Annotated in this window: 17 protein-coding genes and 1 pseudogene; 11 read left to right on the top strand and 7 right to left on the bottom strand. The window is 75.2% G+C overall.

All coding sequences use genetic code 11. The features are described from left to right. The first annotated feature begins 63 nt into the window (after positions 1–63). The 5 genes and pseudogenes from ACFU74_RS16450 to ACFU74_RS16430 all read left to right on the top strand — a co-directional run bounded on the left by ACFU74_RS16450 (position 64) and on the right by ACFU74_RS16430 (position 4,462). Positions 64–693 carry a TetR/AcrR family transcriptional regulator gene (locus ACFU74_RS16450; RefSeq protein ID WP_380757040.1) on the top strand — a complete coding sequence of 210 codons (630 nt, stop codon included), beginning with the start codon at positions 64–66 and terminating at the stop codon, positions 691–693. Next, entirely contained in the window at positions 677–2,314 is a 1,638-nt protein-coding gene (locus ACFU74_RS16445) for an acyl-CoA dehydrogenase family protein (RefSeq protein WP_380757038.1), read from the top strand. Before ACFU74_RS16450 ends, ACFU74_RS16445 begins: the two co-directional genes overlap by 17 nt. A 243-nt stretch (positions 2,315–2,557) precedes the next feature. Then, positions 2,558–2,759 (top strand): annotated as a pseudogene (locus ACFU74_RS16440) (amidohydrolase family protein); the annotation flags it as partial. Between the two features lie 176 nt (positions 2,760–2,935). Beyond that, positions 2,936–3,937: an Lrp/AsnC family transcriptional regulator gene (locus ACFU74_RS16435; protein ID WP_380757036.1), complete on the top strand. Its 1,002-nt coding sequence runs from the start codon at positions 2,936–2,938 to the stop codon at positions 3,935–3,937. Between the two features lie 105 nt (positions 3,938–4,042). Continuing rightward, entirely contained in the window at positions 4,043–4,462 is a 420-nt protein-coding gene (locus ACFU74_RS16430) for a hypothetical protein (RefSeq protein ID WP_380757034.1), read from the top strand. 30 nt (positions 4,463–4,492) lie between these two features. On the opposite strand, the gene ACFU74_RS16425 is transcribed toward ACFU74_RS16430, so the two are convergent. The 3 genes from ACFU74_RS16425 to ACFU74_RS16415 all read right to left on the bottom strand — a co-directional run bounded on the left by ACFU74_RS16425 (position 4,493) and on the right by ACFU74_RS16415 (position 6,669). Further along, positions 4,493–5,329, bottom strand: coding sequence for a helix-turn-helix domain-containing protein (locus ACFU74_RS16425; RefSeq protein ID WP_380757032.1), 837 nt, complete (start codon positions 5,327–5,329; stop codon positions 4,493–4,495). Positions 5,330–5,362: 33 nt separating this feature from the next. Beyond that, positions 5,363–5,845, bottom strand: coding sequence for a DUF2269 family protein (locus ACFU74_RS16420; RefSeq protein ID WP_380757030.1), 483 nt, complete (start codon positions 5,843–5,845; stop codon positions 5,363–5,365). Positions 5,846–5,982: 137 nt separating this feature from the next. Further along, entirely contained in the window at positions 5,983–6,669 is a 687-nt protein-coding gene (locus tag ACFU74_RS16415; protein WP_380757028.1) for a 4'-phosphopantetheinyl transferase family protein, read from the bottom strand. A gap of 321 nt (positions 6,670–6,990) precedes the next feature. Between ACFU74_RS16415 and ACFU74_RS16410 the strand changes: the two genes are divergently transcribed. Continuing rightward, positions 6,991–8,478 (top strand): choice-of-anchor A family protein, encoded by a 1,488-nt coding sequence (locus ACFU74_RS16410; protein ID WP_380757026.1) that lies wholly within the window; start codon positions 6,991–6,993, stop codon positions 8,476–8,478. 84 nt (positions 8,479–8,562) lie between these two features. Here the strand turns inward: ACFU74_RS16410 and ACFU74_RS16405 are convergent, their stop codons facing one another. Next, a complete protein-coding gene (locus ACFU74_RS16405) occupies positions 8,563–9,198 on the bottom strand; it encodes a TetR/AcrR family transcriptional regulator (RefSeq protein ID WP_380757024.1) in 636 nt (211 codons plus the stop codon). A 63-nt stretch (positions 9,199–9,261) separates the two neighbouring features. Between ACFU74_RS16405 and ACFU74_RS16400 the strand changes: the two genes are divergently transcribed. Beyond that, complete coding sequence (locus tag ACFU74_RS16400; RefSeq protein ID WP_380757022.1) at positions 9,262–10,215, top strand: hypothetical protein; 954 nt, start codon at positions 9,262–9,264, stop codon at positions 10,213–10,215. Between the two features lie 76 nt (positions 10,216–10,291). Here the strand turns inward: ACFU74_RS16400 and kynU are convergent, their stop codons facing one another. Together kynU and ACFU74_RS16390 are read right to left on the bottom strand one after the other, a co-directional pair. After that, positions 10,292–11,518, bottom strand: a complete 1,227-nt coding sequence (kynU, locus tag ACFU74_RS16395; protein WP_380757020.1) for a kynureninase — start codon at positions 11,516–11,518, stop codon at positions 10,292–10,294. A gap of 95 nt (positions 11,519–11,613) precedes the next feature. Continuing rightward, positions 11,614–12,447, bottom strand: a complete 834-nt coding sequence (locus ACFU74_RS16390) for a tryptophan 2,3-dioxygenase (RefSeq protein ID WP_380757018.1) — start codon at positions 12,445–12,447, stop codon at positions 11,614–11,616. A gap of 189 nt (positions 12,448–12,636) precedes the next feature. Between ACFU74_RS16390 and ACFU74_RS16385 the strand changes: the two genes are divergently transcribed. Next, complete coding sequence (locus tag ACFU74_RS16385) at positions 12,637–13,071, top strand: Lrp/AsnC family transcriptional regulator (RefSeq protein ID WP_380757016.1); 435 nt, start codon at positions 12,637–12,639, stop codon at positions 13,069–13,071. Positions 13,072–13,093: 22 nt separating this feature from the next. Next, on the top strand, positions 13,094–13,636 hold the full coding sequence (locus ACFU74_RS16380; RefSeq protein ID WP_380757014.1) for an NADPH-dependent FMN reductase: 543 nt from the start codon (positions 13,094–13,096) through the stop codon (positions 13,634–13,636). Between the two features lie 47 nt (positions 13,637–13,683). Here ACFU74_RS16380 and ACFU74_RS16375 read toward each other — a convergent pair whose 3' ends face one another. Next, entirely contained in the window at positions 13,684–14,319 is a 636-nt protein-coding gene (locus ACFU74_RS16375; RefSeq protein ID WP_380757012.1) for a MarC family protein, read from the bottom strand. Between the two features lie 182 nt (positions 14,320–14,501). On the opposite strand from ACFU74_RS16375, the gene ACFU74_RS16370 reads away from it, so the two are divergent. Together ACFU74_RS16370 and ACFU74_RS16365 are read left to right on the top strand one after the other, a co-directional pair. Beyond that, positions 14,502–15,062, top strand: coding sequence for a DoxX family protein (locus tag ACFU74_RS16370; protein WP_380757010.1), 561 nt, complete (start codon positions 14,502–14,504; stop codon positions 15,060–15,062). Between the two features lie 158 nt (positions 15,063–15,220). Further along, positions 15,221–15,856 (top strand): FxLYD domain-containing protein, encoded by a 636-nt coding sequence (locus tag ACFU74_RS16365; protein ID WP_380757008.1) that lies wholly within the window; start codon positions 15,221–15,223, stop codon positions 15,854–15,856. Positions 15,857–15,901 lie beyond the last annotated feature (45 nt).

Here is a 15,901-nt window from a genome sequence, read left to right as displayed (position 1 = left end):
TCGCCGTGCGACGGGCCCGCACACCCCTTCCCCGAAGCAGTGAATCAGTGCTTCAATTCTTTCATGGCCTACCGACGCACCCCCGCCGTGCAAGCCCGCCTGGACGCCCAGCGCGAGGCGGTGCTCCAGGCCGCGGTCGGCCTGCTCGCCGAGCGCGGCTACGGCGGTTGCAGCATGGCCGCGGTCGCCGAGCGGGCCGGGATCGCCACCGGCTCGATGTACCGGCACTTCGCGAACAAGGCCGACCTCTCCGTGGAGCTCTTCCGCCGGGTGGTCACCCGGGAGGTCGCCGCCGTGCACGAGGCCGTCGCCCGCCACGACACCCCCCGGGAGCGGATCGCGGCCGTCGTCGAGACCTTCGCCGCCCGCGCCCTGCGCGCCCCCCGGCTCGCCCACGCCCTGCTGGTCGAACCGGCCGACACCGTGGTGGACGCCGAACGCCTGGTGTTCCGCCGCACCTTCCGCGACGTGCTCGCCGCCGAGATCACCGCCGCCCTCGCCGCCGGCCAACTGCCGCCCCAGGAGCCGCAGCTGACCGCCGCCGCGATCGTCGGGGCGACCGCCGAGGCGCTCACCGGCCCGCTCGCCGCGGTACCCCCGCCCGCCCCCGGGGCCGCCTCCGACGCCGTGGTCCCCGCCCTGGTCACCTTCACCCTCCGAGCTCTTGGAGCACGCGATGACAGCGACGCATGAGGTCACCAACCAGGTCCCGCTCCCGTACGGGCACGACACCGCCGCCGACCCCGCGCTGCTCGCCGCCCTGCACCGGGCCGGCGCGGGCTGGGCCGAACCCGAACTGCACGAGCTCGGCCGGCTGGCCGGCTCCGAGCAGGCCGCCGAGTGGGGCCGGCTGGCCAACGAGAACCCGCCGGTGCTGCGCACCCACGACCGCTTCGGCCACCGGATCGACGAGGTCGAGTTCCACCCGTACTGGCACGAGCTGATGCGCACCGCCGTCGGCCACGGGCTGCACGCCGCGCCCTGGCGGGACGACCGCCCGGGCGCGCACACCGCCCGCGCCGCCAAGTTCTTCGTCTGGGGCCAGGTCGAGGCCGGCCACACCTGCCCCGTCTCGATGACCTACGCCGCCGTCCCCGCGCTGCGCGCCACCCCCGGCCTGGCCGCCGAGTTCGAGCCGCTGCTGGCCGCCACCGAGTACGACTTCGGGCTGCGCGAGCCGCACGGCAAGCGCGGGCTGATCGCCGGCATGTCGATGACCGAGAAGCAGGGCGGCTCCGACGTCCGCACCAACACCACCACCGCCGTCCCGCAGCCGGACGGCGGCTACCGGCTGACCGGGCACAAGTGGTTCACCTCGGCTCCGATGTCCGACCTCTTCCTCACCCTCGCCCAGGCACCCGGCGGCCTCAGCTGCTTCCTGCTGCCGCGCGTCCTGCCGGACGGCACCCGCAACCGGCTTCGGCTGCAACGGCTCAAGGACAAGCTGGGCAACAAGTCCAACGCCTCCGCCGAGATCGAGTACGACGAGGCGTACGGCCTCCTGGTCGGCGAGGAGGGCCGGGGCGTGCGGACCATCATCGAGATGGTCAACACGACCCGGCTGGACTGCACCATCGGCGCCGCCTCGGGCATGCGGCTCGGCGCCACCCGGGCCGTCCAGCACGCGCTGCACCGCCGCGCCTTCGGCAAGGCGCTGGTCGACCAGCCGCTGATGCGCAATGTGCTCGCCGACCTGGTCGTCGAGTCCGAGGCGGCCACCACGGTGGCGATGCGGCTCGCCCAGGCCACCGACGCCGCGCTCGCCGGGGACGCCCAGGAGGCGCTGGTGCGCCGGCTCGGCCTGGCCGTCGCCAAGTACTGGGTCTGCAAGCGCGGCCCGGCGCACGCCGCCGAGGCCCTGGAGTGCCTGGGCGGCAACGGCTACGTCGAGGAGTCCGGCATGCCCCGGCTCTACCGCGAGGCTCCGCTGGTCTCCATCTGGGAGGGCTCCGGCAACGTCGCCGCCCTGGACGCGCTGCGGGCGATGGCCAAGCACCCGGAGACCGTCGAGGCCTTCCTCGGGGAGCTGGACGCCGCGGCGGGCGCCGACCGCCGGCTGGACGCGGCCGTCGCGGGCCTGCGCAAGCAGCTCACCGACCTCGACCAGCTGGAGTACCGCACCCGCCGGCTGGTGGAGGCGATGGCGCTGGCCTTCCAGGGCTCGCTGCTCGTCCGCCACGGCGACCCGGCGGTGGCCGACGCGTTCTGCGCCTCCCGGCTCGGCGGCGACCACGGAGCGGCCTTCGGCACCCTGCCGCCGGGCCCGGACGTCGCGGCGATCATCGACCGTGCCCGGCCGGTGCCCGCCGTATGAGCACCCCAGGGCCGGCGGCCGGGGCGGCCGGGGTGCGGGCCTTCTGGGAGTACCTCGGCCTGCCCGGCCTCATCGACGTCCACGCCCTCCCTCCTGCCCGCCATCGGGCAGGAGGGGCCCACCATGCCGCAGAACGTCCTGGACAAGGTGCGGGCGTCCTTCGACGCCGCCGGCCCGCTGACCGGCCGCCCCTGGTCGACGGCTCCGGCCCGGTCCCCGGCAGGCACCGGCCCGGGTCCGATCGCCGAGTCGACCGCCCCGTTCCCGCGCGCCGAACTGCCCCGGCTGCGGGCGCCGGGCGACCGCAGCCTGCTCGGCAGTGACTTCACCCGACATCCCTTACCCGTACGGGCATCAGCTGGAAGCCCTGGACCGGCTCGGGCCGGGGGAGGAGTGGCTGCGCGCGGTCTGCCACGACAACGCGGCGTCGCTGCTCGATATATGACGTCCAATCAAGTCCGTTGAGCGGGTGGGGTGTCCGCGCACAGTCGGCACGTTCTCGTCGCTCTTCGTCCCTCCTCCGTTCGTCCCGGTCGCATGCTCCAGGAGTACCGTCGGTGCGGCCGAACGGGGCGCCGAACGGGGCGCCGAGCGGCGACGGAACGACGGAGATCGGACACCATGGACGTCACAGCAGCTGATCCGGACGCCGTGCTGGACACCCTGGACCGCCGACTCGTCTGCGCGCTCCAGGTGAACGGCCGGGCCGGGGCCGGGCGGATCGCCGAGGTGCTCGGCATCTCCGCGCGCACCGTCACCCGCCGGCTCGCCCGGCTCCAGCGGGCCGGCCTGGTCCGGGTGGTCCGGACGCCCGACGCCGAGGACCCGGCGGTCGGCGCGCTGCTGCTGCGGGTCCGGGTGCTGCACGGCGAGGCCGACACCGTCGCCCGGGCCCTCGCCGACCGGCCGGACGTGCCGTTCGTCGGCGTGATGCTCGGCGGCCGGGAGATCGGCGCGGTGGTGCTCGGCGACGCCGGCGCCCACGACCGCCCGGCCGACGGGCAGCCGCCCGCCATTGCCGCCGCCGTCGTGGCCGAGACCGCCGTGCACGCCGTGCTGCACGCCTTCCCGGACGCCGGCCGGTGGCGCTCCGGCCACCTGGGCGAGGCCGAGGCCGCCGCGCTCGCCGAACCGCCGGCCGCCGGGCCCGCCCCGGGGAGCGTGCCGCCGGACGAGCTGGACCGGGTGCTGCTGGCCCGGCTCGGCGAGGACGCCCGGCAGTCCCACGCGGCGCTCGCGGCGGCCGTCGGCACCCCGGAGTCGACCGTCCGGCGCCGGCTGAACCGGCTGGACGGAGCCGGGCTGGTGCGCACCCGTGTCACCGTCGACCCCCGGCTGCTCGGCCTCGCCGTGGACGCCAGGCTGTGGCTGGACGTGCCGCCCGGCCGGCTCGCGGCGGTCGGCGCGGCGCTGGCCCGGCACCCGCAGGTGCACGGCGTCTTCGCGACCAGCGGTCCGGCCAACCTGATGGCCGCGGTGTTCTGCCCGGACCACGGCGGGCTCTACCGGTTCGTCACCGACACCCTCGGCCCGCTCGGCGTCGGCCGCGCCGAGACCACGATCGTGGCGCGGGCCGTGAAGCGGGCGGGCGTGCCGCTGCCGGGGCCGCGTGCCCGGGCATGACGTCCGAGGTAATCGACGCCCGCTCCGCGCCCCGGCACAGTGGTGCCCACCCGGCGGCGCCACCGCCGACCGGGATCCCACCCCACCCCCGGAGGCCGAACCGCCGTGTCCGCGCACACCCTGACCACCGCCGCCCGCACCGCCCCCGCCTCCTTCAAGGCGCTGCGCGGCCTCCTCGTCCTCGATGCCGTCGTCAGCGGCGGCAACGGCCTCGCCTACCTGGCCTTCCCCGGACCGCTCGGCGAGCTGCTGGGCGTCGGCCGCTCGACGCTGCTCGAACTCGGCGCCGTACTGGCGGTGTTCGGCCTCGCGGTCGGCCTGCTGGCGGCCCGCCCGCAGCCGCCGGGGCTCGCGGTGCGGGCGGTGATCGACGTCAACCTGGTCTGGGCGGTGCTCAGCGTGGTGGCGATGGAGCTGTGGTTCGGGCCGACCACCGCCGGGTACGTCTGGATCCCGCTCCAGGCCGCCACCGTGGCCCTGTTCGCCGTCCTCCAGTTCGCCGCCCTGCGCCGTCTGCGGGCGTGACCGCTGCCGGCGGGACGGCCGCGCGGGTGACTACCGCGCCGTCCCCACGGCGGCCTGGAGGAACGCGACCGTCTCCTCGTCGGCCGGGAGGAAGGTCTCCATGGCCAGCTCGGAGACGGTCACGTCCATCGGCGTGTTGAAGGTCGCGATCGTCGACAGGAACGACAGCACCCGGCCCTCGTAGGAGATCCGCAGCGGCAGCGCGAACGGGAACAGCTCGGTGATGTCCTCCTCGCCGCCGTCCGCTGCCGCGCCGGGCGGCTCGGGGTAGGCCCGGACCTCCTCCAGCAGCGCCCGCAGCGGCTCCGAGCGGACCAGCCCGACCTGCTGCTCCATCCGCTCCAGCAGGTGCCGCCGCCACTGCCGCAGGTTGAGGATCCGCGGTGCGACGCCCTCCGGGTGCAGGGTGATCCGCATCGCGTTGAGCGGCGGCTCCAGCAGGTGCGGGGCGACCCCGGAGAGCAGCAGCCCCAGGGCGCGGTTGGCCGCGAGGACCTGGAAGGTCCCGTCGACGACCAGCGCGGGGTAGGGGTCGTGCGAGGCCAGCAGCCGCTCCATCCCGGAGCGCAGCGCGGCCATCGCCGGGTCGTCCAGCCGCTTCTCCGGGTAGTGCGGCGCGTACCCGGCGGCCAGCAGCAGCGCGTTGCGCTCGCGGACCGGGACGTCGAGGTGCTCGGCGAGCCTGAGCACCATCTCCTGGCTGGGCCGGGAGCGGCCGTTCTCGATGAAGCTGATGTGCCGGGCCGAGGAGTCGGCCAGCAGGGCCAGTTGGAGCTGGCTGAGCCGGCGCCGCTCCCGCCAGCCGCGCAGCAGCACGCCCACACCCGTTCCGGCCGTCGTCGGTCCCATCCCCGCCGTGATCGTCATGGCCGGGACAGTACTACCGCGTCCGCCGGTGCGTCAGGCGCCGGTGGTCGATCCCGGCCGGATGATCATCAGCACCACGACGACCGCCCAGAGCAGGTTGAAGACGCCCGCCGTCATCGGCAGCAGCTTGAGCCCCTTGACCGCCTTGCCGTGGTCCGCCGAGCCGGACTCCGCAGCGAGCGCGTCCACCGCGGCCTGCTGCGCGGGCAGCACGAACAGCAGCAGTGCCAGGGCCGCGACCGCGGTCAGCACCATGGAGACGATCAGCCAGGACTGGCCGAGCACGTCCATCACCTGGGCCACCCCGATGCCCAGGACCGGTACGGCGATCCCCAGCAGCGCGTAGACCTGGGTGATCCGGTGCAGCAGCCGCAGCATGCCGGCGTCGGCGGCCTGCTCGGGCCCGCCCGCCAGCGCGGCCTTCGCCCGGCGCGGGAACATGCTGACGGCCACGGCCACCGGGCCGATGAACAGCACCGAGGCGAGGACGTGCAGGCTCAGCAGGAACTTGGCCATGGCGGGGCACCCTTGCGACTCAACGGGGGCGGCCCGTCGGCGGGTCGCGGCGCGGGCAGCCGGGGCGGCCGGTTCTCCCCGCCCCGCCCAGGACGCTAACACCGCTTATCCGACCGGCCTCCACCCAGGTGGGCGTCTCAGAGGTCGTCCAACCCCACTACCCGCGGGGCCAGCTCGCTGACCGCCGCGACGGCGGTGCCGTGCGCCTCGTCCACCCAGTCGAGCAGTCGGAGGCCCTCGAAGGGGCTGAGCAGCGGCCGGCCGCCGGGCAGGTCGAGCGGGAGCCCGGAGAGGTCGACGGCGGCGAGCCCGTCCAGGGTGGTCCGGCCGATCTTGATCAGCGCCTCCTTGCGGACCCAGAGCCGCAGGAAGGCGCGCGCCGGGTCGGCGTGCTCCCGCACCTGCCGCAGCTCCGCCTCGGCGAGCACTCGGGGCGCGACGTCGAGCAGGGTGCCGCCGCGGTCGGTCAGCTCGACGTCGACGCCGATCGGCCGGTGCCCGGCGGCCGCCGCGACCACGCCCTTGGTGTGGGAGAGGCTGACCTCGATCCCGGGGTGGTCGGGCAGGTAGGGCTTGCCGTGGTCGCCCTTGCCGCAGTCGGGGCAGTGCTGGGCGAGGGTCAGCCCGGCGGCCGGGACGCCGAGCAGGCGGGCGGCGCAGAGCCGGACCAGGACGTGTGCGGCGATGAAGTCGGCGCGCCCGGACTCGTACCGGAACCGGGCGGCGCGCTCCTGCTCCAGGGCGGTGAGCAGGTGCTCGCCGGCCCCGGGGCGGCGCAGCACGTCGGCACTGGTGGCGACGGTGGCGATCGCGTCGGAGGTCATGTCCCCAACCTAGCGGGGCCGCCGACGGGACGGGAGGACGCCGTGGGTTCGTCCGGTCAAAGGATTTTCAGATCGACGCTGATGGTCTGTATGGTACAGAGCTGTCCGATTTGGTATCGGATATCACATATCTCTGGATTCTCTGGGATTCGACCGGGATGATCCGGGATCAACTGGAACGAGGCGGGTGATGCAGGAGCTGCCCGCTTCCCCGTACGAAGGATTGTGTCGATGAGTCAGAGAACCCGTACACAGGGTCACGAAAGAGTCACCACGCAGAGACCGCCGGTCCCGCGCGGTCGCCGGAACGCCCGGATCGCGGTGGCGACCGCCGCCGCCGTGCTGCCGCTCGCGGCGGTGCTGACGGTCGGTGCGGCCGCCCCGCTGGCCCCGCCGCTGGGGGCGTGCAGCGGGCCTGACTGCCCGGCCACCTGGCCTCCGGTCAACAACGGCGACTTCACCGGCCGGGACGCCACCATCAACGTCTTCACCGGCGGCGACTACACCGTCAACGGCCGCGCGGCCGAGGCCGAGGGCAAGATCGTCACCCTCGGGAACTTCACCGTCGACAAGAGCCAGGGCGGCGGCGCGTTCAACGCGGGCGTGGTCGGCGTCGGTTCGCGGGTCGTCCCGCCGAACGGCAGCGACTTCCTCACCGTCGGCGGCAACGTCACCGTCCAGGCCGGGAACTCGCTGCTGATCGGCGGCAGCGACTCCCAGGGGCAGGCCTTCGGCAACCTGCGGCACGCGGGCACGGTCACCGGCACGGTCTCCATCGACCCGACCGGCGAGGCGATCCAGGACCCCGACGCCGCCGCGCCGTACCGCTCGGTGCTCACCCGGATCGAGGACGTCTCGGCCTGTGTCGGCAAGGCCGCCGCCACCGGCACCGTCGGGCTCACCGCCAGCGAGGCGACCTTCACCGGCGACGGGACCAGCATGAAGCAGGTCTTCAACGTCACCGGGAACCTCGCTTCGCCGTCCGGCGGGCAGATCGGCCTGGTGTTCGCGGGCATCCCGGCCGGCGCGACCGTCGTGGTCAACATGCTGTCGGCCGATCCGGTCATCAACACCTACACCGGTACCGGCCTGCCGGGCGACCAGCTCACCGACATGCGCTCCAAGCTGCTCTGGAACTTCCCCACCGCCACCGCGGCGCAGATCAACGGCAGTGCCCAGTTCCAGGGCGCGGTGATGGCGGGCAACCCGGCCGGCACCACGACCATCGACATGCCGGGCATGAACGGCCGGGTGTACCTGGCGGGCAACCTGGTCCAGACCGGCAACGGCGGCTACGAGATCCACAGCTACCCGTTCGACGGCGACCTGCCGGACTGCGAGGTCACGCCCAGCCCGACGCCCACCGCGCCGTCGCCCACGCCGACGTCCCCGACGCCGACCCCGACGGAGACCACCACCTCGCCGGCGCCGACCAGCCCCACGGCGACGCCGACGTCCCCGGTGCCGACCCCGACGGAGACCGCCACCACCCCGGCGCCGACGTCCCCGGCGCCGACGTCCCCGGCCCCGACGTCCCCGGCCCCGACCGGGACCGCCACCACCCCGGCGACGACCGGCCCGAGCGCCACGTCGAGCTCGTCCGGCGCCGCGCCGACCACCGGCGGCCCGACCAGCGGCGGTCCGACCACCGGCCAGCCGGCGCCCACCGACAACGGGGGCGGCGGCCAGCTGCCGTCCACCGGTGCGAGCAACTCCACGACGGCCCTCGGCATCGCCGGCGCCGCCCTGCTCGCCGTCGGCGGAGGCCTCGCCTTCCTGGCCGCACGCCGCCGCGGCCGCCACGGCTAAGGCCTCTCCGCGGTAGCCGCCGCACGGCAGAGGGCCGCCCGGTCACCCCCGACCGGGCGGCCCTTCGCGTTCGCCGGCCCCGGGTCACACCGCCGCGCGCTCCGGCCACCCCGCGAGCCCGGCCGCCAGCAGGTCGAAGCCCGCCGTCACGGCCGCCGCGACCCGCTCCCGGACGGCGTCCACCGGCTCGCCGGCCACCATGCCCCGCCGGACCTCCGCCAGCGCCGCCCGGTGCGCCCCGGCCAGCGCGCCCGCCAGCACCCGGGGGAGCGGGGCCGCCGCCCCGTCGCCCGCCTCCTCGGCGAGGGCCGCCGCCAGCGCCTCCTCGGCCCGCTCGCCGAGGTCGAGCAACCGGGCCCGCAGGGCCGGGCTGTCCGTGACCGTCCGCCAGAACGCCGCGGCCTGCGAGTGCAGCCCGTACGTCGGTTCGCCCGCGTCCAGCCCGGCGAGCAGTTCCGCCCGGACGGCGTCGACGGGGGAGGCGCCGGCCGGCCGCTCCCGCACCACCCGCGCCAGCCGGTCCACCACCTCGTCCTGCCGGTCGAAGAAGAGGTCCTCCTTGGTCGGGAAGTAGTTGAACACCGTGTTGACGGCCACCCCGGCGGCCCTGGCCACCTCGGCCACCGTGACCCGCTCGAACCCGTGCTCGACGAACAGCGCCGTCGCGGTGTCGGCCAGCAGGGTCCGGGTCTGCCGCTTCTTCTCCTCGCGAAGTCCCATGGGGAAATCCTAGCGCCGCACCAAATTTGCAGTGACACCAAAAATTTCCGCTACGGTGGGGCCATGACCTTCACCTTCGGCATCTACCCCGGCGGCCTGCTCGGCGACGAGAGCCGTGTGATCACCCCCGTCCGCCCCGACGACCCGGAGCGGATCACCACCGCGCTGCGCGGACTCCAGGGCGCGGCGCCCACCCTGCTGGTCCGCGCCTACCGCTCGTTCCCCGAGGGGCCGGCCACCCCGCCCACCCCGGTCGCCCCCGAGCGCTACGCCCGCGAGGGGCGCCGGCTCGACCTGGTCCTCCAGTTCCGGGCACCGGACGGGCGGCTGGACGGCTGGACGGACTTCGTGCGGCGGACCGTGCGCGCCGAAGGGGCGCGGATCGGCACGCTGCAGATCTGCGAGGAGCCCAACGCCGACTCCCCGGTGCTCGACGGCTCCGTGCCGAACGTCCTGCGGGCCCTGGTCGCGGGTGTGGTCGCGGCCAAGGAGGAGGCGCTGGCGCTCGGCCTCGACCTCGCGGTGGGGTTCAACGCGGCGTTCAGCCCGGACCCGGCGGACCCGTTCTGGCCCGCCCTCGGCGAGCTCGCCGACGAGCGCTTCCAGCGCGCGCTCGACTACGTCGGCCTGGACTTCTTCCCCGACGTCTTCCGCCCGGTCCCGGCCGTGGCGCTCGGCGCGGCGGTCACTGCGGTGCTCACCGGCTTCCGGCGCGAGGTCGTCACCCGGGCCGGCATCGGGCCGGCGGTGCCGATCCGGGTCTGCGAGCACGGCTGGCCCACCGGCCCCGGGCGGTCGGAGCAGCGGCAGGCCGAGGTGGTCGAGGAGGTGGTCCGGACGGTCGCGGGCCTGGCCGGCGAGCTCAACCTCACCGGCTACGGCCACTTCGGCCTGCGCGACGCGGACAGCGCCGGTCCGGGCCCGTTCCACCGCTTCGGCCTGCTCCGGGACGACTACTCGCCCAAGCCGGCCTTCGCGGTGTACGGGAAGCTGGTCGAGGAGCTGACGGCGCTCTGACGGCGTTCCGGCTGCGCTCCGACGGCTGCGCTCCGACGGCTGTTCTCCGGCGCCGCCGCCGGCCCTCGGTCGGGCGTCAGGTGACCTCGCCGCGCCGGGAGAAGCGCTCGTCCTTCCACTCGCCGCTCTCCAGCACCTGCGCCAGGTGCCGCGCCGCCTCCCACACCTCGGTGTGCGAGAGGTAGAGCGGGGTGAAGCCGAAGCGCATCAGGTCCGGTGCCCGGAAGTCCCCGATCACCCCGCGGGCGATCAGCGCCTGCACCACCGGGTAGCCGTCGGCGTGCCGCAGCGCCACCTGGCTGCCGCGCCGGGCGTGCTCCCGCGGGGTCGCCACCTCGACGCCGTCCAGGTCCTCGACCAGGCCGATGAACAGGTCGGTCAGCGCCAGGCTCTTGGCCCGGACGGCGGCCGGGTCGGCCCGCTCCCAGACGTCCAGCGAGGCCTCCAGCGCGGCCTGGCCGAGCAGCGAGGGCGAGCTGGTGAGGAAGCGGCCGATGCCGTCCTTCGGGGCGTACCCGGGCTCGAAGGCGAACGGCCGGGCGTGTCCGAACCAGCCGCTCAGGGGCTGCGCCGGTCCGGCCGCCAGGTGCCGCTCGGCGGCGTACAGGAAGGCCGGTGAGCCGGGGCCGCCGTTCAGGTACTTGTAGGTGCAGCCGACCGCGAAGTCCGCACCGGCGGCCGAGAGCTCCACCGGCAGCGCGCCCACCGAGTGGCAGACGTCCCAGATCATCAGCGCCCCGGCGGCCCGCACCCGGGCGGTGATCCCGGGCATGTCCAGCAGCTCGCCGGTGCGGTAGTCGACGTGCGAGAGGACGACCACGGCGACGTCCCCGTCCAGGTGCGCGTCCAGCTCGGCCGGGTCGATCAGCACGCTGCGGGCTCCCGGGACCAGTCCGGTGACGCCCTCGGCGATGTAGAGGTCGGTGGGGAAGGCCGCGCGGTCGCCCAGGACGGCGGAGCGGCCCGGGCGCAGCCGCAGGGCCGCCGACAGCACCTTGAACAGGTTCACCGAGGTGGTGTCGCAGACCACCACCTCCTGCGGGGCGGCCCCGACCAGCGGGGCGATCCGCCGGCCCAGCCGGTACGGCTGCTCGAACCAGCCGGCGTCGTTCCAGCTGCGGATCAGCTCCCGGCCCCACTCCCGCTCGACCACCGTCCGCACCCGCTCCGGGGTGCGGACCGGCAGCGCGCCGAGCGAGTTGCCGTCCAGGTAGATCACCCCCGGCGGCAGGGCGAACTCCCCGCGGAACGCCGCCAGCGGGTCGGCGGCGTCCAGCGCCGCGCACTCCTCGCGCGTGATCATGCCCAGCCTCTCCCGTGCCTCGTCGTGCCCACTGCCCGCTGCCCACTCACTGCTCGTTGCCCACTGCCCGTTCATGCCCGCCGGACGCGGGATCGTCACAGCCCGTCCCGGATCGCCCACAGCTCGGGGAAGACGTCCTGCTCGGCGGAGCGGCGCAGCCAGGTGAGGCCGCTGGAGCCGCCGGACCCGGGCTTGCCGCCCATCGCCCGCTTGACCGCCGCCAGGTGGCGCTGGCGCCAGCGGGTCACCCGTTCGGCGACGTCCAGCAGTGCCTCGGCCAGCGGCAGCAGACCGGCGTGCTCCGGCTCGCCGTAGACCCGCCGCCAGGCGGCCGCGACCGCCTCGTCCGCCCGGTGCCGCTGCTCGGAGACGGTGTCCGGCACGGCCAGGCCGCGGCGGGCCAGCAGCGCGAGCGCGTCGTCGTACAGGCCGGGGGAGCGCAGCGCGGCGGTCAGCTCGGCCAGCGTCCCCGGGCTGTCCCGGTACATGTTCAGCAGCGCGGGGTTCTTGTTGCCGAGCAGGAACTCCAGCTGCAGGAAGGCCGCGGACTGGAATCCCGAGGCCTCGCCGAACAGCGGGCGGAAGGAGTTGAACTCCTGCGGGGTGAGCGTGGCCAGCAGGTCCCAGGACTCCACCAGCACGTCCTGGACGTGGGTGCCCCGGCGCAGCGCGGCCAGCGCGCCCGGCAGGTCGTCGGCGCGCAGGGCGTGCTGGGCGAGCGTCCACTCGTGCCGCAGCAGGCCGAACAGCAGCTCCATCACCTGGGTGGTGACGATGAACGACAGCTCGGCGGGCGTCTCGCTGAGCGGGTGCTGGAGGCTGTGCAGCTCGTCGAGCCGGACGTAGCGCGCGTAAGGGGTGCCCCGCTCCGCCGGCTCGTCGGTCCGGCCGAACGACAGATTGGGCCTCTCCACCGTGTCGTGCCCCATACCCGATCCCTCCAGACGTCATCGGCGAGTACCGGGGCCCCATTGTGCGGCGGCCCGGCGCGCATTTGAATGGGCGGCGGGCACGGCAACCGCGGCCGCGCCTGTCGTTCGAGAGGTGTTTTCCCGATCCTCTTCACGATCGCAAAGCAGCGGGATCCAGCCAACCGGACCACACCCTCGGGAGCCGCCGTGGACGCCGTCGACCGCCGCCTGCTGGCCGAACTCCAGGCCGACGCGCGGCTCTCCTACAACGAACTCTCGCGCCGGGTGAGCCTGTCCGCACCCGCCGTGGCCGAACGGGTCCGCCGCCTGGAGGCCGACGGGGTGATCACCGGCTACCACGCCCACATCGACCTCACCCGCTCCGGCCTGCCGATCACCGCGCTGGTGCAGCTCCAGTGCTACGGCCCGCGCTGCGTGCTGCGCGACCCCGAGGTGGCCCGCTGGCCGGAGGTGCTCCAGTTGCACCGGGTCACCGGCGGTGCCTGCTGCGTGCTGCTGGTCGCCGTTCCGGGAATGGCCGATTTCGAGGCCCTCATCGACCGCCTCGGCGGCTACGGGCAGCCGGCCAGCTCGATGATCCTCTCCAGCCCGGTTCCCTGGCGGCCGGTGGTCGCGCCCTGAGCCGGCCGATAGGTTCCTGCCCATGCCGAACGACCGTCACATCCTGTTGCTCCCGGGAAGTCTGCGCGCCGGGTCCGTCAACGAGACCGTGCTGCGCACCGCCGCCGCCGTGGCCCTGGCCACCGAGGGCGTCGCGACCACCTACTACACCGGGCTGGCGGAGCTGCCGCACTTCAACCCGGACCTCGACGCCGACCCGCTGCCGGAGCCGGCCGCCGCGCTGCGGGCGGCGGTGGAGGCCGCCGACGCCCTGCTGATCTGTACGCCCGAGTACGCCGGGACCCTGCCGGGCGCCTTCAAGAACCTGCTGGACTGGACGGTCGGCGGCATGGAGATCGCGGACAAGCCGGCCGCCTGGATCAACGCCGCCGGGACCGGCCGGGGCCTGGGCGCCGAGGCGGCGCTGGGCACGGTGCTGCGCTACGCGGGGGCGGCGGTGGTCGAGGCGGCCTGCGTCCGGGTGCCGCTGGCGCGCGGGGACGTCGGCGCGGACGGGCTGGTCACCGACCCGCTGGTGCGCGACCGGATCGGGGAGGCGCTGCTCCGGCTGGCCGCGGCCGCCTGAGCCGCCGGGCCGTCGCCCACCCCGCCCGCCGGGCCCGGTGGGCCGGTTCAGTGCTCCTCGGGCAGGTGCACGCCGAGCCCGGCCAGTCCCTCCAGGAACAGTTCGGCGCCCACCGCCGCGAGCAGCAGGCCGAGCAGCCGGGCGATCACCTCCAGCGAGGTCCGGTGGGTGCGCAGCATCAGCGGGGCGAGCACGGCGACGCAGACGTAGTTGATCGCCACCACGGCGACGTAGGCGCCGGCCACGGTGGCGTGCCAGCCCCAGTCGTCCTTGGCGAGCGAGCCGACCAGGACGGCGGTGACCGCGAGCGGGCTGGCCAGGTACGGCAGCAGCAGTTCGCGGATCCCGTCCACCAGCGGACTGGCCGCGTGCTCGTCCGCCGCGTCGGCGCCGCTGCCCAGGTGGAAGCCGAAGACCAGCGCGACCGCGTAGACGAAGAAGATCAGCCCGCCGGCGAGCTGCAGGGACTGGTCGCTGATGTGGAACAGCGAGGTGACGAAGTCGGCGCTGAAGGCGAGGGCCACGCCGATCACCGCCGAGACGAGCGAGCTCCAGGCCGCCAGGCGCCGCAGTTCCCCGGAGGTCCGGGTGGAGGCCAGCCGGGCGAAGGACAGCAGGACCTTCGGCGGGCCGACCACGGCGAAGAAGGCGATGAAAGCGCTGCTCAGGTCGAAGACGAACATGCGCCAAGCATCGCCGTGACGATCACCGCCGCCCGGATGCCACGCCAGGGCCCGGACTATTCCCGTTCGCATCGCTTTTCGCCCGAACGGCCGCCCCGGGTCGAGCCGTCCGGCGGTTTCGGCTGCCATGGAAACCGGACCACCCCTCCGCGCGGCGGAGGGCTCCGGAAGGGGACTTGGACATGGCTCTGAACCGTAGCGACCTGGGCCTGCTCGCCCTGCGAGGTGCCGTCGGCGGGGTGCTGATCGCCCACGGCACCCAGAAGCTGTTCGGCTGGTTCGGCGGTGGCGGCCTGGAGGGCACCACCAAGGCGATGGAGGCGATGGGCTTCCACCCGCCGCGGCGCAGCGCCCTGGCCGCGGGCCTCGGCGAGGCGGGCGGCGGCGCGCTGCTGGTGGCCGGGCTGGCCACGCCGGTGGCGGGCGCGGTGGTGGCGGGGACGATGGCGGGTGCGGTCGCGGTGCACGCCCCGTCGGGGTTCTTCGCGATGTCCGGCGGCTACGAGTACCCGGCGTTCCTGGGCGCCACCGGTCTGGCGCTGGGCCTGGCCGGACCTGGCCGGTACTCGCTGGACCACCTGACCGGGCACGCCTTCAACCGGTCGTCGACCGGCCTGCTGGCCTTCGCGGCGAGCGCGGCCTCGGCGTACGGGGTGGTGGCCCGCCGCCGGCAGGCGGTCCGGCTGGCGGAGGAGCGCGCGGCGGTGGAGGCGCAGACGCAGGAGGGCTCGGGGCTCTCCTGAGGGCGGGGGCCGCTCCGGCGCGGGGTCACCCGAACGCCCCGGCCCTGGTGGCGGACGCCTCCCCGGCCCCGGAACGTGGGCGGGGAGGCGTGCCGGGCGGACCGGCACCGGCCGGCCCCAGGGCCGGGCCGCCCCCACGGCCAGAATCGAGGACCCCGATGGACCGCCACCCGACCCGCCGCGCCGCGGCTCCGCCCCGGCCGACCGCCGCGGACCCGCACGCCCCCGCCGTCCGCCGTCCGCGCCGCGCCCTGGCCGCGGCGGTGGCCGCCGCCCTGCTCGGCGGGGCCGCGCTGGCCGGCTGCTCCGACGACGGCGGCGGGGACGGCGGCACGACGGGCAGCGCGGCCTCCTCGGCCGCCGCGCAGGCGGGTTCGGCGATCGCCGGTGCCGCCTCCGCCGCGGCCTCGGCGGCGAGCGAGGCGCTGGGCACGGCGGCGGGCGGGCTCACCTCGGCGGCGGCCTCCGCGGTCGCGTCGGCGCAGGCGGCGGCCTCCTCGGCGATCGCCGGCATCAAGGGCGGCCTGGACGCGAAGGGGGACGTCGCGGCCGGCGCGGTGACCATCGTGGACGGCAAGGCCGAGACCACGCTGACCGTCACCAACCACGGGCAGAACACCAGCCGGTACGTGATCCAGGTCAACTTCACCGACGACAGCGGCAATGTGCTGGACGTGGCGGCGGTGACCGTGCCGGACCTGGCGGCGGGTCAGAGCACCGAGGCGAAGGCCCGCAGCAACCGGGACCTCACGGGTTCGGTGAAGGTCGTCGTCGCCAATGCCGTGCGGTACTGAGCGGCGGCCCGCCCGCACCGGGCGGTCCGCCGCACCCCGGACGCC

This window comes from Kitasatospora sp. NPDC057500 (assembly GCF_042802195.1).
Lineage (GTDB): Bacteria > Actinomycetota > Actinomycetes > Streptomycetales > Streptomycetaceae > Kitasatospora.
The sequence above is the reverse complement of the archived record's forward strand: the minus strand, read 5'-3'. Positions and strand labels throughout refer to the sequence as shown.

Excerpts from the sequence above, each read along its gene's own strand:
- ACFU74_RS16450 (WP_380757040.1), top strand. The coding sequence starts at position 64 with ATGGCCTACCGACGCACCCCCGCCGTGCAAGCCCGCCTGGACGCCCAG.
- ACFU74_RS16445 (WP_380757038.1), top strand. The coding sequence starts at position 677 with ATGACAGCGACGCATGAGGTCACCAACCAGGTCCCGCTCCCGTACGGG.
- ACFU74_RS16435 (WP_380757036.1), top strand. The coding sequence starts at position 2,936 with ATGGACGTCACAGCAGCTGATCCGGACGCCGTGCTGGACACCCTGGAC.
- ACFU74_RS16425 (WP_380757032.1), bottom strand. The coding sequence starts at position 5,329 with ATGACGATCACGGCGGGGATGGGACCGACGACGGCCGGAACGGGTGTG.
- ACFU74_RS16420 (WP_380757030.1), bottom strand. The coding sequence starts at position 5,845 with ATGGCCAAGTTCCTGCTGAGCCTGCACGTCCTCGCCTCGGTGCTGTTC.
- ACFU74_RS16415 (WP_380757028.1), bottom strand. The coding sequence starts at position 6,669 with ATGACCTCCGACGCGATCGCCACCGTCGCCACCAGTGCCGACGTGCTG.
- ACFU74_RS16405 (WP_380757024.1), bottom strand. The coding sequence starts at position 9,198 with ATGGGACTTCGCGAGGAGAAGAAGCGGCAGACCCGGACCCTGCTGGCC.
- ACFU74_RS16400 (WP_380757022.1), top strand. The coding sequence starts at position 9,262 with ATGACCTTCACCTTCGGCATCTACCCCGGCGGCCTGCTCGGCGACGAG.
- kynU (WP_380757020.1), bottom strand. The coding sequence starts at position 11,518 with ATGATCACGCGCGAGGAGTGCGCGGCGCTGGACGCCGCCGACCCGCTG.
- ACFU74_RS16390 (WP_380757018.1), bottom strand. The coding sequence starts at position 12,447 with ATGGGGCACGACACGGTGGAGAGGCCCAATCTGTCGTTCGGCCGGACC.
- ACFU74_RS16380 (WP_380757014.1), top strand. The coding sequence starts at position 13,094 with ATGCCGAACGACCGTCACATCCTGTTGCTCCCGGGAAGTCTGCGCGCC.
- ACFU74_RS16375 (WP_380757012.1), bottom strand. The coding sequence starts at position 14,319 with ATGTTCGTCTTCGACCTGAGCAGCGCTTTCATCGCCTTCTTCGCCGTG.
- ACFU74_RS16370 (WP_380757010.1), top strand. The coding sequence starts at position 14,502 with ATGGCTCTGAACCGTAGCGACCTGGGCCTGCTCGCCCTGCGAGGTGCC.
- ACFU74_RS16365 (WP_380757008.1), top strand. The coding sequence starts at position 15,221 with ATGGACCGCCACCCGACCCGCCGCGCCGCGGCTCCGCCCCGGCCGACC.